This window comes from Nocardia sp. NBC_01503 (assembly GCF_036327755.1).
Taxonomy (GTDB): domain Bacteria; phylum Actinomycetota; class Actinomycetes; order Mycobacteriales; family Mycobacteriaceae; genus Nocardia.
Map to the genome: position 1 here is coordinate 7,219,071 of NZ_CP109596.1, position 21,870 is coordinate 7,240,940.

30 protein-coding genes are annotated in these 21,870 nt (G+C 66.9%); 13 read left to right on the forward strand and 17 right to left on the reverse strand.

Features of this window, described 5'->3' with window-relative positions; all coding sequences use genetic code 11:
• Positions 1–50: 50 nt before the first annotated feature.
• The gene (gene ureG / locus OHB26_RS33055) at positions 51–761 is read right to left on the reverse strand and encodes an urease accessory protein UreG (RefSeq protein ID WP_330181170.1); all 711 of its coding nucleotides are present in this window, start codon (positions 759–761) and stop codon (positions 51–53) included.
• A 74-nt stretch (positions 762–835) separates the two neighbouring features.
• Positions 836–1,468 (reverse strand): urease accessory protein UreF, encoded by a 633-nt coding sequence (locus tag OHB26_RS33060; RefSeq protein ID WP_330181171.1) that lies wholly within the window; start codon positions 1,466–1,468, stop codon positions 836–838.
• A gap of 122 nt (positions 1,469–1,590) precedes the next feature.
• On the opposite strand from OHB26_RS33060, the gene OHB26_RS33065 reads away from it, so the two are divergent.
• The gene (locus OHB26_RS33065; RefSeq protein ID WP_330181172.1) at positions 1,591–2,568 is read left to right on the forward strand and encodes a zinc-binding dehydrogenase; all 978 of its coding nucleotides are present in this window, start codon (positions 1,591–1,593) and stop codon (positions 2,566–2,568) included.
• Positions 2,569–2,710: 142 nt separating this feature from the next.
• Positions 2,711–3,007, forward strand: coding sequence for an IclR family transcriptional regulator domain-containing protein (locus OHB26_RS33070; protein ID WP_330181173.1), 297 nt, complete (start codon positions 2,711–2,713; stop codon positions 3,005–3,007).
• Between the two features lie 14 nt (positions 3,008–3,021).
• Here the strand turns inward: OHB26_RS33070 and OHB26_RS33075 are convergent, their stop codons facing one another.
• The gene (locus OHB26_RS33075; RefSeq protein WP_330181174.1) at positions 3,022–3,912 is read right to left on the reverse strand and encodes an SDR family NAD(P)-dependent oxidoreductase; all 891 of its coding nucleotides are present in this window, start codon (positions 3,910–3,912) and stop codon (positions 3,022–3,024) included.
• 114 nt (positions 3,913–4,026) lie between these two features.
• Here OHB26_RS33075 and OHB26_RS33080 point away from each other — a divergent pair, with 114 nt between their 5' ends.
• A complete protein-coding gene (locus tag OHB26_RS33080; RefSeq protein ID WP_330181175.1) occupies positions 4,027–4,761 on the forward strand; it encodes a hypothetical protein in 735 nt (244 codons plus the stop codon).
• Here OHB26_RS33080 and OHB26_RS33085 read toward each other — a convergent pair.
• A complete protein-coding gene (locus tag OHB26_RS33085; RefSeq protein WP_330181176.1) occupies positions 4,736–6,202 on the reverse strand; it encodes an MFS transporter in 1,467 nt (488 codons plus the stop codon). The genes OHB26_RS33080 and OHB26_RS33085 overlap by 26 nt on opposite strands.
• Positions 6,203–6,326: 124 nt before the next feature.
• Between OHB26_RS33085 and OHB26_RS33090 the strand changes: the two genes are divergently transcribed.
• Complete coding sequence (locus tag OHB26_RS33090) at positions 6,327–6,995, forward strand: TetR/AcrR family transcriptional regulator (protein WP_330181177.1); 669 nt, start codon at positions 6,327–6,329, stop codon at positions 6,993–6,995.
• Positions 6,996–7,076: 81 nt separating this feature from the next.
• Here OHB26_RS33090 and OHB26_RS33095 read toward each other — a convergent pair whose 3' ends face one another.
• Together OHB26_RS33095 and OHB26_RS33100 are read right to left on the reverse strand one after the other, a co-directional pair.
• A complete protein-coding gene (locus tag OHB26_RS33095; protein ID WP_330181178.1) occupies positions 7,077–7,487 on the reverse strand; it encodes a YchJ family protein in 411 nt (136 codons plus the stop codon).
• 12 nt (positions 7,488–7,499) lie between these two features.
• A complete protein-coding gene (locus OHB26_RS33100; protein WP_330181179.1) occupies positions 7,500–7,904 on the reverse strand; it encodes a nuclear transport factor 2 family protein in 405 nt (134 codons plus the stop codon).
• 98 nt (positions 7,905–8,002) lie between these two features.
• Between OHB26_RS33100 and OHB26_RS33105 the strand changes: the two genes are divergently transcribed.
• The gene (locus OHB26_RS33105; protein ID WP_330181180.1) at positions 8,003–8,548 is read left to right on the forward strand and encodes a PadR family transcriptional regulator; all 546 of its coding nucleotides are present in this window, start codon (positions 8,003–8,005) and stop codon (positions 8,546–8,548) included.
• On the opposite strand, the gene OHB26_RS33110 is transcribed toward OHB26_RS33105, so the two are convergent.
• The 6 genes from OHB26_RS33110 to OHB26_RS33135 all read right to left on the reverse strand — a co-directional run bounded on the left by OHB26_RS33110 (position 8,549) and on the right by OHB26_RS33135 (position 12,540).
• Entirely contained in the window at positions 8,549–9,217 is a 669-nt protein-coding gene (locus OHB26_RS33110; RefSeq protein ID WP_330181181.1) for an O-methyltransferase, read from the reverse strand.
• Between the two features lie 34 nt (positions 9,218–9,251).
• Positions 9,252–10,973: an urease subunit alpha gene (locus tag OHB26_RS33115; protein ID WP_330181182.1), complete on the reverse strand. Its 1,722-nt coding sequence runs from the start codon at positions 10,971–10,973 to the stop codon at positions 9,252–9,254.
• Positions 10,973–11,317, reverse strand: a complete 345-nt coding sequence (locus OHB26_RS33120) for an urease subunit beta (RefSeq protein WP_330181183.1) — start codon at positions 11,315–11,317, stop codon at positions 10,973–10,975. Before OHB26_RS33120 ends, OHB26_RS33115 begins: the two co-directional genes overlap by 1 nt.
• A 5-nt stretch (positions 11,318–11,322) precedes the next feature.
• Positions 11,323–11,625 carry an urease subunit gamma gene (locus OHB26_RS33125; protein WP_330181184.1) on the reverse strand — a complete coding sequence of 101 codons (303 nt, stop codon included), beginning with the start codon at positions 11,623–11,625 and terminating at the stop codon, positions 11,323–11,325.
• 101 nt (positions 11,626–11,726) lie between these two features.
• Positions 11,727–12,116, reverse strand: coding sequence for a PaaI family thioesterase (locus tag OHB26_RS33130; RefSeq protein WP_330185857.1), 390 nt, complete (start codon positions 12,114–12,116; stop codon positions 11,727–11,729).
• A 91-nt stretch (positions 12,117–12,207) separates the two neighbouring features.
• Positions 12,208–12,540, reverse strand: a complete 333-nt coding sequence (locus OHB26_RS33135; RefSeq protein ID WP_330181185.1) for a hypothetical protein — start codon at positions 12,538–12,540, stop codon at positions 12,208–12,210.
• Positions 12,541–12,814: 274 nt separating this feature from the next.
• Between OHB26_RS33135 and OHB26_RS33140 the strand changes: the two genes are divergently transcribed.
• From OHB26_RS33140 to OHB26_RS33150, 3 genes are read left to right on the forward strand one after another with little or no spacing between them, the layout of a single operon-like run.
• Complete coding sequence (locus OHB26_RS33140; protein ID WP_330181186.1) at positions 12,815–13,150, forward strand: hypothetical protein; 336 nt, start codon at positions 12,815–12,817, stop codon at positions 13,148–13,150.
• The gene (locus OHB26_RS33145) at positions 13,128–13,646 is read left to right on the forward strand and encodes a DUF6879 family protein (RefSeq protein WP_330181187.1); all 519 of its coding nucleotides are present in this window, start codon (positions 13,128–13,130) and stop codon (positions 13,644–13,646) included. Before OHB26_RS33140 ends, OHB26_RS33145 begins: the two co-directional genes overlap by 23 nt.
• Positions 13,643–14,545, forward strand: a complete 903-nt coding sequence (locus tag OHB26_RS33150) for a helix-turn-helix domain-containing protein (RefSeq protein WP_330181188.1) — start codon at positions 13,643–13,645, stop codon at positions 14,543–14,545. Before OHB26_RS33145 ends, OHB26_RS33150 begins: the two co-directional genes overlap by 4 nt.
• Here the strand turns inward: OHB26_RS33150 and OHB26_RS33155 are convergent.
• The 4 genes from OHB26_RS33155 to OHB26_RS33170 form a co-directional block, all read right to left on the reverse strand.
• Positions 14,495–14,758, reverse strand: coding sequence for a hypothetical protein (locus OHB26_RS33155; protein WP_330181189.1), 264 nt, complete (start codon positions 14,756–14,758; stop codon positions 14,495–14,497). The two genes, OHB26_RS33150 and OHB26_RS33155, sit on opposite strands and share 51 nt — an antisense overlap.
• Positions 14,759–15,186: 428 nt before the next feature.
• Entirely contained in the window at positions 15,187–15,351 is a 165-nt protein-coding gene (locus tag OHB26_RS33160; RefSeq protein ID WP_330181190.1) for a hypothetical protein, read from the reverse strand.
• A 435-nt stretch (positions 15,352–15,786) separates the two neighbouring features.
• The gene (locus OHB26_RS33165; protein WP_330181191.1) at positions 15,787–16,257 is read right to left on the reverse strand and encodes a hypothetical protein; all 471 of its coding nucleotides are present in this window, start codon (positions 16,255–16,257) and stop codon (positions 15,787–15,789) included.
• Between the two features lie 43 nt (positions 16,258–16,300).
• On the reverse strand, positions 16,301–16,459 hold the full coding sequence (locus tag OHB26_RS33170) for a hypothetical protein (RefSeq protein ID WP_330181192.1): 159 nt from the start codon (positions 16,457–16,459) through the stop codon (positions 16,301–16,303).
• Positions 16,460–16,795: 336 nt separating this feature from the next.
• Between OHB26_RS33170 and OHB26_RS33175 the strand changes: the two genes are divergently transcribed.
• Positions 16,796–18,151 (forward strand): TIGR01777 family oxidoreductase, encoded by a 1,356-nt coding sequence (locus OHB26_RS33175; RefSeq protein WP_330181193.1) that lies wholly within the window; start codon positions 16,796–16,798, stop codon positions 18,149–18,151.
• Here the strand turns inward: OHB26_RS33175 and OHB26_RS33180 are convergent.
• A complete protein-coding gene (locus OHB26_RS33180) occupies positions 18,148–18,996 on the reverse strand; it encodes a MerR family transcriptional regulator (RefSeq protein WP_330181194.1) in 849 nt (282 codons plus the stop codon). The two genes, OHB26_RS33175 and OHB26_RS33180, sit on opposite strands and share 4 nt — an antisense overlap.
• 481 nt (positions 18,997–19,477) lie before the next feature.
• Here OHB26_RS33180 and OHB26_RS33185 point away from each other — a divergent pair, with 481 nt between their 5' ends.
• From OHB26_RS33185 to OHB26_RS33200, 4 genes are read left to right on the forward strand one after another with little or no spacing between them, the layout of a single operon-like run.
• Positions 19,478–19,906: a hypothetical protein gene (locus OHB26_RS33185; RefSeq protein ID WP_330181195.1), complete on the forward strand. Its 429-nt coding sequence runs from the start codon at positions 19,478–19,480 to the stop codon at positions 19,904–19,906.
• Between the two features lie 37 nt (positions 19,907–19,943).
• Positions 19,944–20,468: a MarR family winged helix-turn-helix transcriptional regulator gene (locus OHB26_RS33190; protein WP_330181196.1), complete on the forward strand. Its 525-nt coding sequence runs from the start codon at positions 19,944–19,946 to the stop codon at positions 20,466–20,468.
• Between the two features lie 60 nt (positions 20,469–20,528).
• Complete coding sequence (locus OHB26_RS33195; RefSeq protein WP_330181197.1) at positions 20,529–20,942, forward strand: hypothetical protein; 414 nt, start codon at positions 20,529–20,531, stop codon at positions 20,940–20,942.
• An 8-nt stretch (positions 20,943–20,950) separates the two neighbouring features.
• On the forward strand, positions 20,951–21,826 hold the full coding sequence (locus OHB26_RS33200; RefSeq protein WP_330181198.1) for an NmrA family NAD(P)-binding protein: 876 nt from the start codon (positions 20,951–20,953) through the stop codon (positions 21,824–21,826).
• Positions 21,827–21,870: the final 44 nt, after the last annotated feature.

Here is a 21,870-nt window from a genome sequence, read left to right on the forward strand (position 1 = left end):
ACCTGTAAAGCGCGCCAGGATGACGGGGCGGATTCACGCCGCCCAGCCCATCAATGCGCGTGTGCCGCACCGGCCGTCGCATCCTGCTCCGCGGCCAGGCGCAGCTGTTCGCGCACCCAGTTCAGGACCGGTGTCGCGGCCGGATCCTGCGTCAGCGAGGTGAAGACGAAGGGACGGCCCTCACGCACCTTGGTCGAATCCCGGTCCATCACACCGAGATCCGCGCCCACCATCGGGGCCAGATCGGTCTTGTTGATGACCAGTAGATCGGACCAGGTCACACCCGGTCCGCCCTTGCGCGGCACCTTGTCGCCGCCGGCGACGTCGACCACGAAGATCTGCGCGTCGATCAGACCCGAGGAGAAGGTGGCGGTGAGATTGTCGCCGCCGGACTCCACCAGGATCAGGTCCAGGGGCGGGTTCGCCTCGATCAGGTCGTCGATGGCGTCCAGATTCGCGGTGATGTCATCGCGAATCGCGGTGTGCGGGCAGCCGCCGGTCTGTACCGCGGTGATCCGCTCATCGGCCAGCACCGCATTGCGACGCAGGAAGTCGGCGTCCTCGGTGGTGTAGATGTCATTGGTCAGCACGGCCAGGGACAGCTCATCGCGCAGCTCTCGGCAGAGTGCCGCCACGAGCGCGGTCTTACCCGAACCGACCGGTCCGCCGACACCGATGCGCACCGGTTCGCCGGGCGTGCGCTCGCGCTTGGGCCGGTCGTGGTGATCGTGCGGTTCCCCGTCGATGAAATGAGGTGGCATATGAGTGTGCTCCTTTCCTCGCCTATCCTGGCCGACGCACGTAAAGCGCTTGTTACCCGGTCCGTCCACGCAGGTCAGGACGCGAAGAGTGGCATATCCCGGACCAGATGACGCTCGGCGAGCACATCCTGCAGCGGATCCGAGAGTGCTACGAGGCCCTCGGCCGCCTCGCGCGCGGTGCGATCACAGACCTCGGCCAGCCGGATGGTGCAGGCCGCCACGGCGGCGGGATCCAGGGCCAGCAATCGCTGGGCAGCCGTGGCCGCACCGGTCATGGTCGTATAGACCACCACCCCCGCGATCTCCTCCGGGGACGCACCCGAGGCCGCACCGACGACACCGAAGACGGTCGAGAGATGCGGGCGTGCGCCCAGGGCCTGCCAATTCGCCTGCGGCCACACCTGTTTCGCCAGCCGTAAGAGTCCACGCCCCTGTGCGCGCGACGCCGTACGCGCCGACGGCGAGGGTGTGCGGGCATCGGCCTCGAGCTCGGCGCGCGCGGGCTCGATCGCTCCCGCGCAGACCGCCGCCGCCAGCGCGGACGCCACCGCACCGGAGGTCCGGATCCGGCGGCGCAGATACAGCTCCACCGAGGCCACATCGCGCAGCAATCCGGAGGACACCGCCTCCTCCACCCCACCGGAGTGCACATGCCCGCCGATGGGCAGCCGGGAGTCGGCCAGGGTCAAGAGCGTGGCCAGACTCATCGCCGCACCTGCTGGTATCGCATCGCTCGATCCTAAGCGGAGCTCGATCGAGCGCTTGACCTGAACCGCTGTCAAGGTTGCAAGCTGGACCGTACGGTCAGTTTCGAGCTCCAGGAGTCTGTATGCACGCCGTCCGCCTGCACGCCTTCGGCCCGGCCGAGAATCTCGAGTACGAGGTGGTGCCCGATCCCGAGCCCGGTCCGGGTCAGGTGCGCATCGTCGTCGCGGCCTCGGGGGTGCATTTCATCGACGCCACCATCCGCTCCGGCCGGGTGATGGGTCCCATCCCGCTGCCGGAGCTGCCCACCATTCCGGGCCGGGAGATCGCGGGCGTCATCGACCGAGTAGGCGAGGGCGTCGACGAAAGCTGGCTCGGGAAAAAGGTTGTCGCGCATATCGGCCAGGTGCCCGGCGGCTATGCCGAACTCGTGGTCACCGAAGCCGAACGGCTACAGCGGATTCCGGAGACCCTGGACCCGGCGCAGGCGGTCGCCATGATCGGCACCGGCCGAACCGCCCTGGGCATACTGCGATTCGCCGATATCTCCACCGACACCGTCGCCATCGTGCTGGCGGCGGCGGGCGGCATAGGCACCCTGCTCGTGCAGTATCTGAAGAATGCCGGAGCCGCCGTTATCGGCCTGGCGGGCGGTCCGGAGAAGGTGGATCTGGTGGCGCGCAACGGCGCGGATCTGGCGGTGGACTACCGGCTCCCGGATTGGGCGGATCGCATTCGCGCCGTATACGGCGACCGCCCGGCCACGCTGCTCTTCGACGGTGTGGGCGGCGAAATCACCCCCGCCGCAGTGGATCTGCTCGCGGCGGGCGCACAGCACCTGACCTACGGGTTCGCCGCCGGACCCGCGCGAATCAACGAGGCCGACCTCGCCGAACGCAAGATCACCTCCGAATCGGTGCTCGGCCCGCGCATGTTCGCACTCCCGGGCGGTATGCGCGCGCTCGAGGACAGCGCCCTGGCGCAGGCGGCGACCGGTCACCTGCGCCCGGACCTGCACCGCTTCCCCCTCGCCCAGGCCGCCGCCGCCCATCGCGCCCTCGAAAACCGCGCCACCACAGGCAAAGTCGTGCTGATCCCCTGACCGAGGAGGTCAACGGATCGACTCACGCATCGAGCAGGGCAACGATCTTACGCGCCGTTCCGCCGGAGCGGCACGACATCGCATCCGCCGACTCGACCCGCCGGTAGACTTCCGCCATCCGGAAACATGGAGGAGACCAGCGGTGACCGCAGCGGAGGCAGCCAAGGGACGTACGGGTGGCGTCCAATCCATCGAACGCGCCTTCGGTCCGGCCGAGTTCACCCGCCAACTCGAGGCCGCGGCCCGCACCGGTTTCGCCATGGACGACGGCGAACAGGAACTCGGGGTGCGCTGTGTCGCGGTCAGCGTGCCGAATGCACCGGCCCCGCTGGCGATCTCCATCTCCGGCCCGGTCGGCCGCATGTCGCAGGATCTCGTGGACCGCGCGGTACCGCTGCTCACCGAGGTGAGCCGCGCGCTGTCCGCCGAACTGCGGTGAACAGGCCCTGATCGTCAGCGCAGGAAACCGCGCTCCATCAAACGTTGGGTGGCGCCGCGCCGCAGATCGGTCCAGGCCTGGACCGGCCCGGTCCACCAGGGCGATATTTCGCGCGGCCGCGAGACCACGGCGTGGCAGATCAGATCCGCCGCTTCCTCGGCGGTGAGACCCGGAATGCCGGTGAAGTCGGTGGGTGCGCTCATCCTGGTATGCACGAGCGGCATATAGATGGAGGTGGTGGTGACATTGTCGGCGGCGATTTCGGTGGCGACCGTGCGCAACCAGACATCGAAGGCCGCTTTCGACGCACCGTAGGCCGCCCAGCGCGGTGCGGGAGGCACGCGCAGACCCCAGGTGGAGATATTCACGATATGGCCGTGGCGACGCTCGCGCATGCTGGGTAGCAGCGCCAGCAGCAGGCGTACCGGACCGAGGTAGTTGATATCGATGGTGCGGGTGAAATCGCGGAAGCGATCATAGGATTCGTCGATGGGGCGGCGAATCGACTTGCCCGCGTTGTTGATCACCACATCCACATGCCCGTGTTCGGCGAGCAGGGTCGCGCCGAGTTCGGCGGTGGCGTCCATTTCGGTGAGATCGGCCTGATAGACGTGGGCGGTACCGCCGTCCGCGCGAATCTCGGCGGCCACCTTCTCCAGATCGTCCAGGGTGCGGGCGACCAGCAGTACGATCGCGCCCGCGGCCGCGAGCTTCTTGGCGGCGGCCTTGCCGATTCCATGCGAGGCACCGGTGACCAGGACGACCTGACCATCGACGGCCTCGCGCAGCGATTTCTCCCGGGGTCGGCTCGTCGGATAGAACAGCCGGGTCGCGACGCGTTCCGCAAGGGGACGGCCATTGGATATGACCTGGTTTTCGGGGTCCGGAGTCGAGTTCTCACCCACTCCTCGACTCTAACCGCCTGACCGGTCCGTCATGGGCGATGAGTGGAAATACCCAGTGCGCGAGACACATTGCCGTACCAGGATGAAGGGAATAACGGGGAGAGGGCGGGGAAGATGACCGAACAGGGACCACCGGAACGAGTATCGATCGCGGGCTGGATCGCACGCGCCATCGCGGTGGTGATCTTCATACCGCTGCGGCTGCTGTGGGAGGGGTGCAAGCTGCTCGGGCGCGGAATCGCCGCGGCGCTCGGATATCTCTTCGACACACTGATCGAACCGATCGCGAAGCTGTTCTGGTACTGGATCATTCGCCCCGCCTGGGCATTCTGCAAAGATTTCCTCTGGGGGCTGCTGATCCAGCAATTGCTCTGGGGCATGATCCTGACCCCGATCGGAGCATTCCTGCTCGACTTTCTGCTGCGTCCGATCAAACGCGCGGTCGAGGAGTGGCTGTGGCGGCGGATCTTGCGGCCGGGCCTGATCTGGTTCGGCGAGGCGATCATCGAACCGATCGCCAAGGCGGTCCTGTACGCGCTGCACTTCCTCATCCGATGGCTGATCCTGTGGCCGCTGGATCAGCTATGGCGCTGGGTGCTGCGGCCGATCCGCACGGCGATCGGCGCTACCCTGCTCTTCGGCTGGCGGGTCGCCACCACCATTGTTCGAGTGCTGGTGGTGACGCCCTGCCGCTGGCTGTATCGCATTGCGCTGCAACCACTCTTCGCGGTGATCGCGACCGTATGGCGGGCCACCGTGGTCCGCCCGGTCCGATTCGTCTACCTACGCGTGGTCACGCCCATGAACAGGGCCGCGGCCGAGGTCATGACCGCGCTTTTCGGCCGCTGAGCACGGCGATGACCGCCATGACGGCGAGCAGGATCGCGCCCGCGGTGGTGGCCACGTGCATACCGTGTACGAATGACTCGCGCGCGGAGTCGATCAGCGCGGTATCGCCCCCGGCACGGGTGAGGGTCTCCCCCAGCGTCGATCCGAAGTCGCCGCCGGAGCGGAAGACCAGTGCGGCCAGCGAGCCCAGCAGCGCCAGGCCCAGACCATTGCCGAGCTCGAAGCTGGTCTCGGAGATGCCGACCGCGGAACCGGCCCGCTCGGGCGGTACCGAGGCCACCGCCACCTCCGAGACGAGGGTGAAGGCCATACCGAATCCGGCGCCGGCCACCACGGTTCCGGCGATGTACCAGCCGATCCCGCCGTCGACACCGATACCGAGCAGCATGAGGTTGCCCGCCGCGGCCATGCTCAACGCGACCACGAAGGCGGTCCGGGTGCCGAGCTTGCGGCCGATCCGCGCACCGCTCACCGAGCAGACGAAGACGACCACGGCCATCGGAATGCCGAGCAGTGCCGCGCCGAGCGCGTCGCGACCGGTCACCGATTGCAGGTACACGCTGGTCAGGTAGCTCATACCGGCCAGGGCCAACATGCCGACGGTGCTGGAACCGATTGCCACCGAGAACAATCCATTGCGGAACAGGCTCAGATCCAGCAGCGGTTCGGTCAGATGCCGCTGCCGTCGCACGAACGCGACGAGCAGGAGTACGCCGATGACTCCGATACCGATGACCGGCAGGTCGAAGCCCTCGGCCGCGAAATGCTTGACCGCGTACACGATCGGCAGAATGCCGCCGATGGACAGCGCCACACTCGGCAGATCCAGGGGTGCGAGCCCCGCCGAACGATGCTCGGGCAGCAGTAGCGGCCCGAAGACGAGCAGCACCACCAGCACCGGCGTATTGATCAGGAAGACCGAACCCCACCAGAAGTGGTGCAGCAGTACGCCGCCGATAATCGGCCCGACCGCCGATCCGCCCGCGAAGAACGCGGTCCAGACGCCGATGGCGGTGGCGCGCGCCCGCGCCTCGGGGAACATGGTCGAGATCAAGGCCAGGCTCGACGGCAGCAGCGTCGCACCGCCGACGCCCATGAGCGCTCGCGCGGCGATCAGCACCGAGGCGCTCGGCGCGAAAGCGGCCAGTACCGAGGCCAATCCGAAGATGGTGGCGCCGGCGAGCAGAATATTGCGGCGTCCGATACGGTCACCGAGATTGCCCATGGTGATGAGCAGGCCGGCGATCATGAAGCCGTAGATATCGAGAATCCAGAGCTGCTGGGTGGCCGACGGGTCCAGATGCTCGGTCAGGGTGGGCATGGCCAGGTACAGCACCGACATGTCCATCGACACCAGCAATACCGGCAGCAGCAGGACCGCCAGGCCGGCCCAGGCGCGGCGCGGAGTCCGCGCGACGGGACGCGCGAGAATGCTGGTCATCACCTATCCTCCGAGCTGATCAAGGGGTTGACGCATACGGGTTACACAGCAGCGCGCGTACGTCGTACGCGCGGCCGGAGTACAGTGTACGCACACCCGCGACAAGAAGGAAACAATTCGTCCGATGACCGAGGCCAAGCTCACTCGCGCCGCCATTGTCGACGCCGCCATCGCCCTGGCCGACGAGTCCGGAATCGACGCCCTCTCCATGCGCCGCATTGCCGAACGAATGGGCGCCGGCGCGATGTCGCTGTACCGGCACGTACCGAACAAGGACACCCTGCTCGCCGCCATGACCGATGAGGTCTCGCGCCGCAATCCCTATCCCTCACCCGAGGGCCAGGGCTGGACCTGGCGCGATCGCGTGCGCATCGCCGCCGAGGTGGATTGGCGGCTCTACCAGGAACATCCGTGGGTGCTGTTCACCTTCGCGGTCCCGCGCTACAACTTCGGCGAGAACAGCCTGGTCGTCTTGAGCTGGCTGGTCGAGGGATTCACCGAGCTCGGCGTGAGCACCCGCGAGGCGACCCGCATGTCACTCGCGGTGTGGAGCTATATCGCGGGCGTGGCCCTGCAACACGTGAGCGCACGGCTGCTCATCGATCGGGACAGCGATAGCGAGGAGCGCTCCGGACTCACCGCGTTGCTCGAGGGCGCGCCGCGCTGGAGCACCCCGCCCGCCCTCACCGATCTGATCGGTTCGGGCGAGTCGGATCTGCTCGATCCGGAGCATCTGCTCGACTCGGGACTCACCGCACTCTGCGACGGATTCGAAGCCAGAGCCCGAAAGTAGTTCTCGGCGTGCGTATTTGCACGCAATGCCAGTGCACATCGCATGCGACCGCACATCAACCGCCGGTCGTGATTCGGCAGGTCAGTTCTCGATTATCCCGTCGAGGTAGACCCAGTTGCCGCTGTCGCGGCGGAAGCGGCTGTTCTCATGCATATCCCCCGCCGCGCCGCCGACCCGATAGTGCGCGCGGAACTCCACGGTGGCCTCGGAGTGGAATGGCCCGCCTCCGGTCGCGGAGAGGATTTCGAGCCGCTCCCACCGCATTCCGCGATCGAAGTCGATCTCGGCGGGCCGGGTCGCGGGATCCCAGCTGCGCAGGAGATATGCCTCATCCTCGACCGCGAAGGCGCTGAAGCGCGAGCGCATCAATTGCTCGGCGGTGGTCGCCGCCGCCTCACCCCGATGCAGTCGCCCGCAGCAGTCCGCGTAATTCGCGGGCAGCCCGCACGGACACTCCACCGGGACCGGGCGGACTTTGCGACGCTTCGACATGCGGCCATTCTGTCAGTAGAAGCTGCGGCCCCCGAGACCACCGGAGGCCGACCACACCTCCACGATCAACCCGTTCTCCGCGCGCAGAATGTCATTGCCGCTCACCGCGACGGAGGTGCCGTCCGGCAGGTCGATCCGAGCCCCATACGGGCGCGCGATCAATCCCGTTCGGCTGGCGTCCATTTCGACGATCGGCAGGCCCTGCACCTCGAATGACAGCAGCCCCGGGGCGGCGGCGCGGAAGACCTCGATCTGGGCGGCGAACGTCTTCGGGTCATGGATGTGGTCGTACTCCACAGCGCCGGGCTGGGCGTAGCGCAGGGTGAATTCCGGGGCCATGATCTCCTCGGCCAGCTCCAGGTCACCGTTCCACATGGCGGTCCAGCGGTTGAACAGTTCGATGGCGAAGTCACGCATGGTCAAGCTCCTCAATAGTATCTCTGATACGGTCTCGCTGGAACTAAACTATAGTCTCATTGATACGGTGTCAACCCGAGATCGAAAGGAGTTGCGGCATGGCCGAACCAGGCCAGCAGGACCACATCGTGCTGGGATTGATCGCCAGGCACGGACCACTCACGCCCTATGAGCTCAAGGCCAGGGTCGAAGAGAGCATCGACTACTTCTGGCCCATCCCGCACGCGCAGCTGTATCGGATTCCGCCGCGCCTCGCGGAACAGGGGCTACTACGCGAGGAGGCCGAGAGCGGCGGACGCCGTCGGCGGGTCTTCCATCTCACCGCGGCGGGTCAGGCCGAATTGACCAGGTGGCTGGGCGATCCCATCGCGCCCCCGCCGGAGACGCGGGACCCCGCGCAGGTGAAACTCTTCTTCGCCGATCTCGGACAGCCGGAGGATGTGGTGGGCCTGGCGCGCGCACAGGCCGCCGAACACCGCCGCTGGCTGGACCTCTACCGCAAACTCCAGGCGGAGATAGATCCGGCGGACAGTCGGCGGGCGGTGTCGCGGGAGCGCATTCTGCAGCTCGGCATCAAGCACGAGCGGGCGTATGTCGAATTCTGGGAGGATCTGGCCGCGCATCCGGACGGTGCGCGGAAGTAGTCAGTCCTGATCGCTCACGATGGCGTAGATGAAACCGTCCCAGCCCTTACCGCCGACGGTCTGCAGCACGGTGCCGTCGAGTCTCGGTTCGGCGGCGATCAATTCGATGACCTCGCGGCTGGCGCGCACCGCGGCATCACTCGAATCGGCGTGCGCGATACCGCCATTGCGCACCACATTGTCGACGATGATCACCGAGCCCGGCTGGGTCAGCCGCAACGCCCACCGCACATAGTTGGCGTTGTTGACCTTGTCGGCATCGATGAAGACGAGGTCGAACGGTTCCGGGTTCTCCCCCGCCAGGACCGGCAGGCTGTCCAGGGCCGCGCCGACCCGAATCTCCACGCGGTCACCGACTTGCGCGCGGTCGAGGTTCGCGCGCGCCACCTCGGCATGCTTGGGCTCGTATTCGAGGGTTATCACCTGACCGCTCTTACCGACCGCCCGGGCCAGCCAGGTGGTGCTGTAACCGCCGAGCGTGCCGATCTCCAGCACCCGCCGCGCCCGCGCGGATTTCGCGATCAGGTAGAGGAACTTGCCCTGCGGCGGGGATACGTCGATGGCGGTCAGGCCCGCCGCGGCATTGGCCGCCAAGGTCGGCGAATCCCCGTCTCCCACCAGGGTATCCACGAGATAACGATCAACTTCGGCCCAGTCGGATGTCGTCATACCGGCCAGTCTGCCAGCTGTCGGTAAACGGTGATCAGAACAGGAAGTACCGCTGTGCCATCGGCAATTCGGTGGCGGGCTGCTCCGCCCACACCTCACCGTCGATACGGACGGTGAAGGTATCGGGATCCACCTCGATGCGGGGCATGGCGTCATTGCGCGGCATATCGGCCTTGGTACGCCTGCGCACGTTGGCCACCGGCACCAGCTTCCGATTCACCCGCAGGCGATCGGCGAGCCCGTCCTCGATAGCCGCCTCGGAGACGAAATGCAGTGAATTGCCCGCCGCCACGGCCGGAGCCGCACCGAACATGGGTCGCGGCAGCACCGGCTGCGGTGTCGGAATGGAGGCATTGGCATCACCCATGGCGGCCCAGGCGATGGTGCCGCCCTTGAGCACCGCGTGCGGGCGGACGCCGAAGAAGGCCGGTTCCCACAGCACCAGATCGGCGAGTTTGCCGACCTCCACCGAGCCGATCTCATGGTCGAGACCGTGTGCCACGGCCGGGCAGATCGTGTACTTGGCGACATAGCGCCGCACCCGATTGTTATCCGCCGCACCATCTCCCGCGAGCGAGCCGCGCCGCTTCTTCATCACGTGCGCGGTCTGCCAGGTGCGCATGACGACCTCGCCGATGCGGCCCATGGCCTGGGCGTCGCTGCCGATCATGGAGATCGCGCCCATATCGTGCAGCAGATCCTCGGCGGCAATGGTGGAGGGCCGGATCCGGCTCTCCGCGAAGGCCAGATCCTCGGGAATCGAGGGGCTCAGATGATGGCAGACCATGAGCATGTCGAGATGCTCGTCGAGCGTGTTGACTGTGTGCGGCCGGGTCGGATTGGTCGAGCTCGGCAGCACATTCGAATACGCGGCGACGGTGATGATGTCGGGCGCGTGACCTCCGCCCGCACCCTCGGTGTGGTACGAGTGGATGGCCCGGCCGCGGATCGCGGCGAGGGTGTCCTCGACGAATCCCGCCTCGTTCAACGTGTCCGAATGCAATGCCACCTGGACGCCCGACGCATCGGCCACGGTCAGGCACGCGTCGATGGCGGCCGGGGTGGTGCCCCAATCCTCGTGCAGTTTGAAACCGGCCGCGCCGCCGCGCAATTGCTCCCACATGGCCTCGGGCCGGACCGTATTGCCCTTGCCGAGCAGCACGATATTGACCGGCCAGCCGTCGGTGGCCTCGAGCATGCGGCCCAGATGCCACGCGCCCGGGGTGACCGTGGTGGCCTTGGAGCCCTCGGCCGGTCCGGTGCCGCCGCCGACGAGGGTGGTGATTCCGCTGCCGATGGCCTCATCGAGGATCTGCGGGCAGATGAAGTGCACGTGGCAGTCGATGGCCCCGGCGGTGACGATGCGGCCGTTGCCCGCGATGATCTCCGTCGAGGGGCCGACCACCAGATCCGGATGCACCCCGGTCATGGTGTCAGGATTACCGGCCTTACCGATGGCGCTGATGCGGCCGTCACGAATACCGATGTCGGCCTTGATGATTCCCCAGTGATCGACGATCACCACACCGGTGATGACGGTATCGGGGGTGCCCTCGGCTCGGGTCGCCCGGGCCTGGCCCATGGATTCGCGCAGTACCTTGCCGCCGCCGAAGACGGCCTCGTCACCGGCGAGTCCCGGTCCGCCGCTGCGGTCTTCGGTGATCTCGATCAGTAGATCGGTGTCCGCCAGGCGAATTCGATCGCCGGTGGTGGGCCCGAACAGCTGGGCGTAGCGGGCGCGGGAGAGTTCGGCCATCAGGCGTCCAGCTTTCCGGGAGGGGTCAGGCTGATTCCGTGCACTTCGCGATTGCCGCCCAGTGGGACCAGCGAGACCCGCTGCCCCAGACCGGGTTCGAAGCGCACCGCGGTACCGGCGGGAATATCGAGGCGGCGGCCGTGCGCGGCCTCGCGATCGAATTCCAGGGCCGAATTGGCCTGCGGGAAGTGCACATGGCTGCCGACCTGAACCGGCCGGTCACCGGTGTTGACCACATCGACCTCGATGCGGTCGGCTCCGGCATTGAGCTCGATAGTGCCTTCGGCACAGAGGTATTCACCGGGCACGAGCGGAGCCCGCGGAGCTCGCATTGGATCAGACATGGGCGTCAGCCGATCGGGTTGTGGACGGTGACGAGCTTGGTGCCGTCCGGAAAGGTCGCCTCGACCTGCACGTCGTGAATCATCTCCGGTACCCCGTCCATGACATCCGCGCGCGTCAACACACCGCGCCCGGTGCTCATGAGCTCGGCGACGCTGCGACCGTCCCGCGCCCCCTCCAGGACGTGATCGACGATGAGCGCCACCGCCTCCGGATGGTTCAGCCTCAGTCCGCGAGCCTGCCGTCGCCGGGCCAGCTCGGCCGCATAACTCAGCAGCAGGCGTTCCTGCTCGTGCGGCGACAGTCGCATTCGGGCTCCTCGGCGAGGGACGGGGCGGGTCGTCGGCCATTCTGACACGCCCCGCGTTACCCGGATGTTTCGTCCGAGATCAGCCCCGTCGCGCCGAATTCTCAGCCCCGCGGACTCAGGTTCTGCAACCGCACCTGCCCGCGCGCGACCGTCCGATCCTGCTCATCGGTGATCTCGACAACCCACAGCTGCTGCGACCGCCCGCGGTGCACCGGCGTCGCCACCCCGCGCAGCACGCCCTCGCGCACCGCCCGCAAGAAGTCGGTGTTGTTATTGACCCCGACCACCGAGCCGCGCTCCCCCAGCCACACACTGCCCGCGACACTGGCGAGGGTCTCGATGACGGTGCAGTACACCCCGCCGTTCACGATTCCGGCGGGCTGATGCTGAGTCGGCGTCACCACCCATTCGGCCGCAACCCGATCCGGGCCCATCTCGGTCATCTTCAGCCCGAAGGTATCGACGAATGTGCCCGCGCTGAACTTGTTCATCAGCTCCGGTGTCAAATCCGCCATGGACTTGATCGAGGCGAACTCGTCCGTCCCCGTGGTCGCTTGGTCATCAGAGGTCATGCCCTGGAGCTTAGCCAGCCTCAGAATCGGGCCACGAGGGGTGCAACGCGTCGGCGAGCTCCGCCGACGACAGCCCGAGCCGCCAGCGGTACCGCCTCACCGGGGCGACGGTGTAAAGCTCCGCGAACGCGGTGACCCGATCCGAACGCCCGCCGACGTGCCCGAGATCGGGAGTGATCACACACGCCGAATCGACCCGCCGGACCGCGGTGTAGAGCGCCCACATATGCGCCGCGTCCGCGCTGTCCAGTACCAGAATCTCGGCAACTCTCAGATTCAGTTCCTGGGCGCGCTGACGTGCGTAGAACGTCGCCCAGTCAAGATCAGCCTTGCTCGTCAGCACGCCACGGTTGATGTAGATGACTGCCCTGTCTCGCCGTTGGTTGTTGCTCAGATCGGCCCCTGTCCCTCGATGGTGCGGCGGTCCGGGACTGAGATGACCGCACCGGCACCGGACGCCGTACATCCGACGCTACGAATCGTGCGTGAGCGCGGTCTATCGACTTGGCGGAACTTGACGAAAATAGCCATTACCGGCAGTGAAAGTGGCCGTGCTGCGGGATGATTGGACACGCACACGTCAAAGTATGCCAAGTCGCTGGACGGGAGTGACCGCGATGAACCTGAGGTTCCTGGGCAGAGGCGGATCGGACTCGGGAGGTTGTCCCAGCCTGTACGCGACCGACCACGACACCTACCTCGTCCAAGGCTGGGAGACCGACCGGCCTGGGACAGTGGAGATTCCGCACCTGCTCACCGGATTCGCGGAGCCGGGAACGTTTCTCGGTTCCACCCTGACCGACACCGGTCGGGGTACGTTCAGCGTGTCCGGTCGGCCGGTCATAGATCCGGATGTGCTCGAGTTGTTGACCTTGGCCGACAATGAGACGGCTATCGAGGTACCGAAGCTGGAGAGGACGTTCTACGGCAATGCTGCTGCGGCCCAGCGATGAACCGGACCTGTGGCAGCAGCTGTTCCGGGAGCTGAACCAGGATGCTTTCCACCTGGAAGTCAGGGACGAATACCACGTAGCCGATGAGGACACCCGGGTACGCGCGTTCCTCGCCGGCGAACCAGCCCCGTACACCTTCACGCCGTGGCAAGACCTGATGCGGGAAACCACCGGCCGAGGAGTCTCCGTCTCCCGGGTCCGGGTCGTCACCGAACCGCACTCGGGTTACCAGCGGTGGCTGCTGTCGGTCACCGGCTACAACGAAGATGCCGGTGAGGACATTCGTTATATCCCAAGACATCTCGCCGGTGAGGTGCCATCGGATGACTGGTGGCTGATGGACGGGGCGCGGGTTGTCTACAACCTCACCGACTCGACCGGTGCCCCGGCTGGTCTTGCAGTCACCACAGACCCCGGAATCGTGGCGTACTGCCACGAGGTACGCGAACGGCTCTGGAAGTTCGCGATCCCCTTCGGGGAGTACTCCCAACGGTGACGGGGTCGGCTCAAGATGCGCGGCGAGCCCTCGGAGCAACGCTACGGGGGCTTCGTCGCGATGCCGGGCTTTCCGGCCGTCAGCTGGCAATTCTGGCCGGTTGGCATGAGTCGGTGGTCTCGAAGATCGAAACAGGAGATCGGAGCCCGACCGAGGCGCACCTACGGGCCTACTGCGTTCACACCGGCAACCAAGCTCAATTGCCGGACCTCATAGCCACCCTCCGCAACGTCCAGGCGGCGTATCTGGAGTGGCGGCGAGTACTGGGCACCGGCACGAAGCGCCGGCAACACCAGGTGGCGAAGCTTGCCGAAGAATCGCAGCTGATGCGGATATTCCAGCCCACCATCATTCCGGGGATTCTCCAGACGGCGGAGTACGCGGCCGAGGTGTTGCGGCGGTATATCGACTTTTACCGAGTGCCGGACGATTTGGACGAAGGTGTAGCGAAACGGATTGAACGGCAACAACTCCTATACAGGGGCACCCGAAGGTTCCATATCCTGGTGACGGAGCAAGCTCTGCACACCGGCGTCGGTGGCGACGCCGTGATGACCGGCCAGCTCGACCGGTTGTTAGCGGTGATCGGCCTACCGCGTGTGCTTTTGGGTGTGGTGCCAGCCAAGGCGGAACTGCCGATGCAGGTCACCAATTTCGTGATGTTCGATCAGCGGATGGTGCTCGTGGAGGCGGTGACAGCTGAGCTGAGCGTTACCCAGCCCAGAGAGGTTGCCTTGTACAGCCGACTGTTCGCCGAGCTGTCAGGACTCGCCGTCACCGGGGACGCTGCCCGCGCCCTTATCGTCAAGGCTCTTGAAGCGCGGGAAAACCGAGATCCCCGCGATCTGTCAGGACGTGAGGGAGACCACGAACAGCACCAGGGCCAGGATCGGCGGTAGGGCGAAGGCGACTATGACCGCGGGGCGCTCATAGAGCGGGCGACCGGGATCCATGGGTGGTCGTGGGCCGCCCGGAATCGGCGGGGGCAGGGCGACCAGGACCGAGCGGGGGCCGAGGTTGATCAGCATGGTGATCGGGTTGATGACGGCGGAGAGGAAGCCCCACCAGCCGATCCATAGGCTTTCCTGGGTCATCTTGCGGTAGGTCGCCATCCCGCAGTCCCGGCAGAAGGGGCCGGATATTTCAGGAACTGCATGAAGAAGATGAAGCCGCGGTGTCCACGGATGTCGACCTCCGCCGCGGGTGTCGAACCGCAGTAGCGGCAGTAGACCCCGTTGGCGGTCCCCCATTGTGCTGATTGTCGCTGCGGCATCGACAAAGTCGAATCCCCCTGTGCGAACCCCGAATCGAAACGCGTGCCCGAGGACACGCCGCCGGGACAGTAGCGCCACGGGCGGGCGCGGGCAATTCCTTTGCGGACATCGCGGGCACCGCGCAGGGCACAGGCTTGCACATTAGGTAAGGCTGCCCTATGCTGAACTCGGCGTCAGGATCGAGCGAGGCCCCGAGGGCTGCGGCGGCCCCCGATCCGCTGCCGGTGGTGGGTTCCATTGCGTGTCGATGGAACCCACCACCCTCTTCACACGGCTCCGCTACGCAGGCCCGACGACTTGACCGCGGCCAGCGTCTTCGCCGGATATCTTCGAGTGTCGACCGGGAGCGTCCAGCCCGCCGCGGCTTCGCACGCCGTGGCCGATATCGACGGCACCGGCGGCCCGGGTCCGGCCGCGGCTATCGTTTTCACTCCGAGAGGATCGGCGAATTCATGCGTAGCGCAAAACGTTTCGCTGTGGCGGTGCTGGTGGCGCTGCTCGGCTCGAGCGCCTGTTCGGCACATGACGACGGCACTCCACCCGAGAGCCGAGGCGAGATCGTCTCCACGACCCCGATCGCGCGGATGTCGGCGCAGGAGGTCACCGACTATCTCACCGGGGGAAACATCGACACACCGGTGCGAAATGGCGTGGACGGTTATCGCCTCGTGTACCGGACCATCGCACCCGACGGCTCGAGGACCACGGCCAGTGGTCTGGTCGTGCTGCCGCGCACCGATTCTCGGCGTCTTCGGGTGGTCAGCTACGAACCTCGGCGATATCGATCACAACGGGTCCGTCCGCGCGGCGCTGCCGCAGATCCTCACCTGGTTCCAGCGGACACTCCCGGCGACCTGATCGAATCGCTATGCCCCGGCGGACATTTCGTGGAACCCCGTCGGTGTCTCGATATGACTCACACCCCGGGAACCGTCCCGGCTCGCCTGCCCCGACCGCACCGCCGCCGGTGGCGCGAACCGGACCTCCGCCTGCCGTCCGGCGGTGACCACGGTGGCCTCGCGTTCGCGGCCCCGCCCCTCGCAGATCCAGAGTTTGCCGAAGACCAGCACCTCCGGCCGACTCTGATCATCCAGGGTGACCTGGACATCATCGCCGACGTACTCACCCCACACCGCCCACCAGGTGGCCTCCGGATCCTGCGGGATGGGACCACACGCCCCGACCGCCATATCGCTGTGCCCCTGCCATTCCCGCCACGGCTGGCCGCGGGTACCCGAACCGGTGTGCCTGGACGGGCGGATCCGGAAACGTTCGTCATCGGGCCGCCACTCCACCCGCAGCCCGGAAACCGGTAGCACTATCTCATCGGATTGCATGTCACACTCCCGTCGAAAGCCCCTGCGGTGCGGTCGATATCGGCTAGCGGTACTGCATGACCAGCGTCAGCAGCGCGACCGCCGCAGCGCCGCAGCCACTCGCGAGTACCCCTAGGAAGAACTGCGTGCCGACGTAGGGCCGCCGATTCACACCGACTCGCTCGGTCGAGCTGTTGACGGAGATCTCCCGCATCAAGGTCATAACCTTCGACTACCCACCTGCGCCTGTTATGAAACCGTGATGTCGAGAATGCGGCCCGTCGCGGGGTGATCACCACCGCTCGATTCGCCGCCGGACGCGTCCGCCAGTGGTGCGGGGGGCTGCATCGATGTGGGGAAGGGCGGCTCTGCCACACCACGATCGACGCAGCCTCCGGCGCCACCGGGCCACACTCACAGCGACGAGCGAAAGCCATCGTAGCCTTATCGATGCATATTCAATGCAGAATCTCGGGAATGAACAGTCAAGCGGCACATACACGACCGCTGATCGATGCATCAACAATGCGTTCATGCCGAAGTCGACTACAGTCGGGACATGGGCATCGAGTGTTCGAGCGTCGTCTCCGCACCGCTGACCGAGGTCTTCGACTGGTTCACCCGGCCGGGCGCCTTCACCCGCCTCTCCCCGCCGTGGCAACCCATGACCCTGGTCCGCGAATCCGATTCACTCGCCGATGGCCGCGCCGTGCTGGGGCTGCCCGCCGGACTGCGCTGGGTCGCCCGGCACGATCCGGACGCCTTCGATCCCCCGCATCGATTCGTCGACCGGATCGATGCCGACGGTCCCGCCTCACTACCGGCCGCACTCGCGATCCGCTGGCGGCACACCCACGAATTCGAGGCGGTCGACGATACGCACACCCGGGTCCGCGACCGGGTGGAGACGCCGGTGCCCGCGCGAGTTCTGCGCTCCACCTTCGACTACCGCTATCGCCAACTCGCCGCGGACCTGGCCGCGCATCGGACCGCGGCGCGCCATGGTTTTCCGCGCTCGACCATCGCGGTGACCGGCGCCACCGGTTTGGTGGGCACCGCGCTGACCGCGTTCCTGAGTACCGGCGGGCACACCGTGATCCGCCTGGTGCGGCACCCACCCCGCGATCCCGGTGAACGCCAATGGAATCCGGCCGACCCGGCACCGGACCTGCTCACCGGCGTCGATGCCGTCGTTCATCTCGCGGGCGCCTCGATCGCGGGCCGGTTCACCGAGCGGCATAAACGCCAGATCGCCGACTCCCGGATCGAACCCACCCGGGCGCTGGCCCAACTCGCCGCGCGCACAGGCATTTCCACCTTCGTCAGCGCCTCGGCCATCGGCTACTACGGCGATGACCGCGGCGATGAGACGCTGACCGAGGAGAGCGACCGCGGCGACGGATTCCTCGCCGATGTCGTCGCGGATTGGGAACAGGCCGCGGATCTCGCCGGAGGCCGGGTGGTCCGGGTGCGGACCGGGATCGTGCAGTCCCCCGCCGGCGGCACGCTGCGCCTGCTGCGACCGCTGTTCGCCCTGGGGCTGGGCGGGCGGATCGGCAATGGCAGGCAGTGGCTGTCCTGGATCGGAATCGATGATCTCATCGACGTGTATCACCGTGCGCTCTGGGACGATTCGCTCTCCGGGGCGCTCAACGCCGTGGCGCCCGCACCGGTGCGCAACAGCGAATACACCCGGATGCTCGCAGCGATACTGCATCGCCCCGCCGTGCTGCCCGTGCCGGGCATCGGACCCGCGCTCCTGCTGGGCAGGCAGGGCGCACGCGAACTCGCCCTGGCCAGCCAGCGGGTCGTTCCGGCCCGCCTGCACGCGGCCGGTCATGAATTCCGGACTCCCGATTTGGCATCGGCGCTGCGACATGTGCTGGGCCGCACGGACTCCCGCGCCGGGATCTAGGTCAACCGCCGAACGGCGTCCAGCAGACTGGTCACCCGAATCGCCGCCTCGGGCAGGATCACCTCGGCCCAGCCCGGGCCGCCGACATGGACCCGGGCACCGCCCGCCAGCCCGACCCGCACCACCGAGGTCAGCGCCGTGGACTCCTGCTGTGACCACAGCACCACCGCCACCGGTTCCTCGAATCGCCGCAGGGTGTCCGCCAGCGCGTCGGTCGGCACATCCGGTCCCAGGGTGTGCGCGCCGACGCCGCGCTCGGCCAGGGCCGCCCGCAAGGCCTCCAATGGCAGCGAATGCGCTTCACCGCGGGTGCAGGCCAGCACCACGCGCGGTGAAACCTCGCTCGGCGGCGGCGGATTCGTGCGATGCAGCGCCGACATCACACACCAGGACAGAAAGTGCTCGACATCGATACAGCCCTCACCCGCGCCCTGGCGCGCCACAATCTCCGCGAAAGCCGGGCGGCACAACTCATCCCAGGTGCCGATGACGCCGAAGTCGCGCAGATGCGCGATCAGCAGGCGTGAGGTCGCCGCCGTATCGAGCGCGAAGGCGGCCTCCAGCAAGGGCCGGTACTCGCCGCGAATCACACTGCCCGCCCGAATGAGTCCGGCCGCGCCCGCCGGGGTCGCACCCGCCTTGATCAACGCGTGCATACGCTCGAGCAGTGCGATATCGGCCTCGGAGTAGAGGCGATGCCGGCCCGGCTGATGCGCCGCCGGACCGATTCCATAGCGCTGATTCCAACTCCGGAGGGTGGCCGCCGGAATGCCGAGGCGTTCGGCCACGACACGCACCGGATAGCCCTGCCCGGTGTCGGCGGTGGATTCGGAGCGCGCGGTCATTTGCCCATTCTGCCTGGCACACCGCGCGCTAACGCACTCCGCCCCGCGGCGACTTCGGGTCCGCCCGGGCGTGGCGTCCGATCCGCTTATCGGCAATATTGAATCGAATGCGCATCGTTTGTGTAATATCGCTCCACGAAATCGTCCGGCGCCGATATCTGGCCGGTCGGAGCAAGTACCGCATTTCTCCTGATTCCGACAAATGTCGCAAAATACGAGGGACGCCTTGACTCAATCCGACGAAATGCCGCTTTCCTTTCCGCCAGCCGAGCCGCCACCATTTCCCGACGAGCAGCCACCGAAGCAGCGGCTCTCCCGACGCAAATTAGCCGCCATCGCCGGCATCCTGCCCCTGAGCGCGGTCGCCGTCGGCTCCACACTCCTGACTCGAAACGACGACGATCCCCACCCCGCCGCCGCTCAGACCAGCACCACCGGCACCAAAGTCGGCGCCGCGCCGACCGCGAGCACCATACCGACCATGACCGAACCCCCGGCCGGACTCGCACCCGAGATATCCCGGATCGGCTCCCGCCATATCGCCGCATTGCACGCCATTCACAACTATTTGAATCACATATCGACCTACGATCCACAATCACTCGACAGCTATTTCGCCGGGGCGGCCGAATCGACCACGGGCGCGTGCCGGCAACAACTCCTCGACACCCATAACGCGACCCGCGAATACCTGCTCGCCACCAATAGCAGCAGCCAGGTCATCGAATTCAATTGCGGACTGCGGGCGATAACCGGCACCACCGCGCTCGGCGTCGGCTACGTCAAGAAATCCACCGCCAACGACCTCACCCCCGACCCGGCGGTCTCCCTCTTCGCCTCGGTGGTCACCGCCGAGGAGCAGCCCGATGGCCGCTGGCTCATCAGCGACGTCAAGCACATCTCGACCTAGCTTGACGGCCAATGTAGTTAGGTGCCATATTACCTTCATGGCACCGGATCCGGACCCGCAGGCGGCCCCCACGCCGACACAGGCGCGGACGCAGCTGCGCCGCTACGGACTGGAGTCGGAGATCGACCCCCGGGCGGTGCTGGTCGCGGTGCGGCTGCTGGCCGCCGGGACCGAACTCGGCCAGGCGACCGAGGCACACTTCGCCCGGTTCGGGCTCTCCACCGGACGCTATCGACTGCTGGCGGATCTGGAGGATGCCGGGGGCGAGAAGTCACCGTCCCAACTCGCGGCGGGCCTCGGGGTAACGCGCGCAACGGTAACCGGGCTGATCGACGGTCTGGAACAACAGGGGCTGGTCTGCCGGCGCGCATCGGCGCAGGACGGTCGCGCCGTGGTGGTGGTACTCACCGCGCGCGGCGCCCGGCAACTGCGCGATATGGCGCCCGAACACTTCGGCCGCCTGCAGTCCATGGTCGCCCCGCTGACCCCCGCGGAGCGCACCACCTTCCTCGATCTACTCGAACGCATCCGCCAAGGTATGCGCGCACTCACCGCGGACTGACCGACAGATCGCATCCCGCGATTCATTTTGCCCATATAGTTAGGCACCTAATCAGATCAGATGAGCGCGCCAACCACTCCGAACCGATTCGTACTGTGGCGAGAGGTCCTGTTCGCCTACCTCGCCCCGGCGGTCTGCGCGGGCGCGGGCGGCCTGGTCACGGCCCAGCCGAGCCTGCTGCTCGCGGCGGCGACCTCGATCGCCGGGACCTCCGCCCTGGTCGCCCTCCTGCTCGGAGCGTGGCTGCGGCACAACGGATCCCACCACGATCGACTGCTTCGCTTCGGACCGGTCACGCTCGCGGCGGGCTTCGGCCTCACCGCGGGCACCCTCGCCGCGGTGACCGCCCAACTTCTCACCGCCACAACGACATTGCCCGACCGTCTGCGCCTCGACCTGCCGATCGCGGCCGCACTGGCCGCGACCATCCTCACCTGGCGGTGGCGCACAACCCAGCGAAAGGCCCTCGCATGATCGTCATCATGGGAGCCACCGGCGCGACCGGTGGTGCGCTGCTGACCCGCCTGATCGACCTCGGAGTGCCGTGCCGGGCATTGAGCCGTCATCCGGACCGGTTGCGCACCGACATATCCCGGACTCCCGATGTCGAGATCCACTATGCCGACGCCGCGGATTCCGATTCGCTGCGGGCGGTCTTCGACGGGGCGACCCAGCTCTTCCTCACCATGCCCAACAGTCCGGATCAGGTCGCGCTCGAAACCCGGGTGATCGAAGCCGCCGCGGATCGCGGTATCGAGCACATCGTCAAACTCTCCGCGCCGACGGCCGCGCCGGATTCACCGGTGGCGATCGCACGCTGGCATTGCGAGATCGAACAGGTACTGCGAGCCTCCGGGATCGCGCATACCGTACTGCGCCCGTACGCGTTCATGCAGAAGCTGGCGCTTCTCGGTCGCGAGGTGGCCACGCGCGGCGCGATCGTGGGCACCATGGGGTCGGCCGCCTGCAACTACATCGACTGCCGCGATATCGCCGATGTCGCGGCGGCGGCGCTCACCCGGCCCGACATCGCCGGGGGCACATACACTCTCACCGGGTCCAGGACATTCGGCTATCCGGAGCTGGCCGTCCTGCTGAGCGAGCTGTTGAATACTCCGATCGAGTACATCGACCTGCCGCCCACCGCCTTCCGCGAATACCTGATCGAGCGATCACACCTGCCGCACTGGCTGGCCGATCACCTCACCGAGATCCAGCGGCTGGCCGTCGAACATCCGGAGCGGCCCACCGACACCGTCGCCCGCATCCTCGGCCGACCCCCGCGCACGCTGGAGTCGTTCCTGACCGAAAACCTCGGCGCCTTCCGGCAATCCACCGCGGCGACGGAACAGCGGTAACGCCCCTGCGGCCGCCGGACAACCCTTTCGACAGCTTGGTCGTC

What these genes read in the sequence shown, in the direction of transcription:
- OHB26_RS33120 (WP_330181183.1), bottom strand. Translation starts at nt 11,317, where the DNA reads ATGTCTGATCCAATGCGAGCTCCGCGGGCTCCGCTCGTGCCCGGTGAA.
- OHB26_RS33085 (WP_330181176.1), bottom strand. Translation starts at nt 6,202, where the DNA reads ATGACCAGCATTCTCGCGCGTCCCGTCGCGCGGACTCCGCGCCGCGCC.
- OHB26_RS33115 (WP_330181182.1), bottom strand. Translation starts at nt 10,973, where the DNA reads ATGGCCGAACTCTCCCGCGCCCGCTACGCCCAGCTGTTCGGGCCCACC.
- OHB26_RS33090 (WP_330181177.1), top strand. Translation starts at nt 6,327, where the DNA reads ATGACCGAGGCCAAGCTCACTCGCGCCGCCATTGTCGACGCCGCCATC.
- OHB26_RS33125 (WP_330181184.1), bottom strand. Translation starts at nt 11,625, where the DNA reads ATGCGACTGTCGCCGCACGAGCAGGAACGCCTGCTGCTGAGTTATGCG.
- OHB26_RS33145 (WP_330181187.1), top strand. Translation starts at nt 13,128, where the DNA reads ATGCTGCTGCGGCCCAGCGATGAACCGGACCTGTGGCAGCAGCTGTTC.
- OHB26_RS33170 (WP_330181192.1), bottom strand. Translation starts at nt 16,459, where the DNA reads ATGACCTTGATGCGGGAGATCTCCGTCAACAGCTCGACCGAGCGAGTC.
- OHB26_RS33200 (WP_330181198.1), top strand. Translation starts at nt 20,951, where the DNA reads ATGGGAGCCACCGGCGCGACCGGTGGTGCGCTGCTGACCCGCCTGATC.
- OHB26_RS33195 (WP_330181197.1), top strand. Translation starts at nt 20,529, where the DNA reads ATGAGCGCGCCAACCACTCCGAACCGATTCGTACTGTGGCGAGAGGTC.
- OHB26_RS33180 (WP_330181194.1), bottom strand. Translation starts at nt 18,996, where the DNA reads ATGACCGCGCGCTCCGAATCCACCGCCGACACCGGGCAGGGCTATCCG.
- OHB26_RS33080 (WP_330181175.1), top strand. Translation starts at nt 4,027, where the DNA reads ATGACCGAACAGGGACCACCGGAACGAGTATCGATCGCGGGCTGGATC.
- OHB26_RS33100 (WP_330181179.1), bottom strand. Translation starts at nt 7,904, where the DNA reads ATGCGTGACTTCGCCATCGAACTGTTCAACCGCTGGACCGCCATGTGG.
- OHB26_RS33130 (WP_330185857.1), bottom strand. Translation starts at nt 12,116, where the DNA reads ATGAACAAGTTCAGCGCGGGCACATTCGTCGATACCTTCGGGCTGAAG.
- ureG (WP_330181170.1), bottom strand. Translation starts at nt 761, where the DNA reads ATGCCACCTCATTTCATCGACGGGGAACCGCACGATCACCACGACCGG.
- OHB26_RS33190 (WP_330181196.1), top strand. Translation starts at nt 19,944, where the DNA reads ATGGCACCGGATCCGGACCCGCAGGCGGCCCCCACGCCGACACAGGCG.
- OHB26_RS33065 (WP_330181172.1), top strand. Translation starts at nt 1,591, where the DNA reads ATGCACGCCGTCCGCCTGCACGCCTTCGGCCCGGCCGAGAATCTCGAG.
- OHB26_RS33140 (WP_330181186.1), top strand. Translation starts at nt 12,815, where the DNA reads ATGAACCTGAGGTTCCTGGGCAGAGGCGGATCGGACTCGGGAGGTTGT.
- OHB26_RS33095 (WP_330181178.1), bottom strand. Translation starts at nt 7,487, where the DNA reads ATGTCGAAGCGTCGCAAAGTCCGCCCGGTCCCGGTGGAGTGTCCGTGC.
- OHB26_RS33165 (WP_330181191.1), bottom strand. Translation starts at nt 16,257, where the DNA reads ATGCAATCCGATGAGATAGTGCTACCGGTTTCCGGGCTGCGGGTGGAG.
- OHB26_RS33110 (WP_330181181.1), bottom strand. Translation starts at nt 9,217, where the DNA reads ATGACGACATCCGACTGGGCCGAAGTTGATCGTTATCTCGTGGATACC.
- OHB26_RS33175 (WP_330181193.1), top strand. Translation starts at nt 16,796, where the DNA reads ATGGGCATCGAGTGTTCGAGCGTCGTCTCCGCACCGCTGACCGAGGTC.
- OHB26_RS33155 (WP_330181189.1), bottom strand. Translation starts at nt 14,758, where the DNA reads ATGGCGACCTACCGCAAGATGACCCAGGAAAGCCTATGGATCGGCTGG.
- OHB26_RS33060 (WP_330181171.1), bottom strand. Translation starts at nt 1,468, where the DNA reads ATGAGTCTGGCCACGCTCTTGACCCTGGCCGACTCCCGGCTGCCCATC.
- OHB26_RS33185 (WP_330181195.1), top strand. Translation starts at nt 19,478, where the DNA reads ATGACCGAACCCCCGGCCGGACTCGCACCCGAGATATCCCGGATCGGC.
- OHB26_RS33105 (WP_330181180.1), top strand. Translation starts at nt 8,003, where the DNA reads ATGGCCGAACCAGGCCAGCAGGACCACATCGTGCTGGGATTGATCGCC.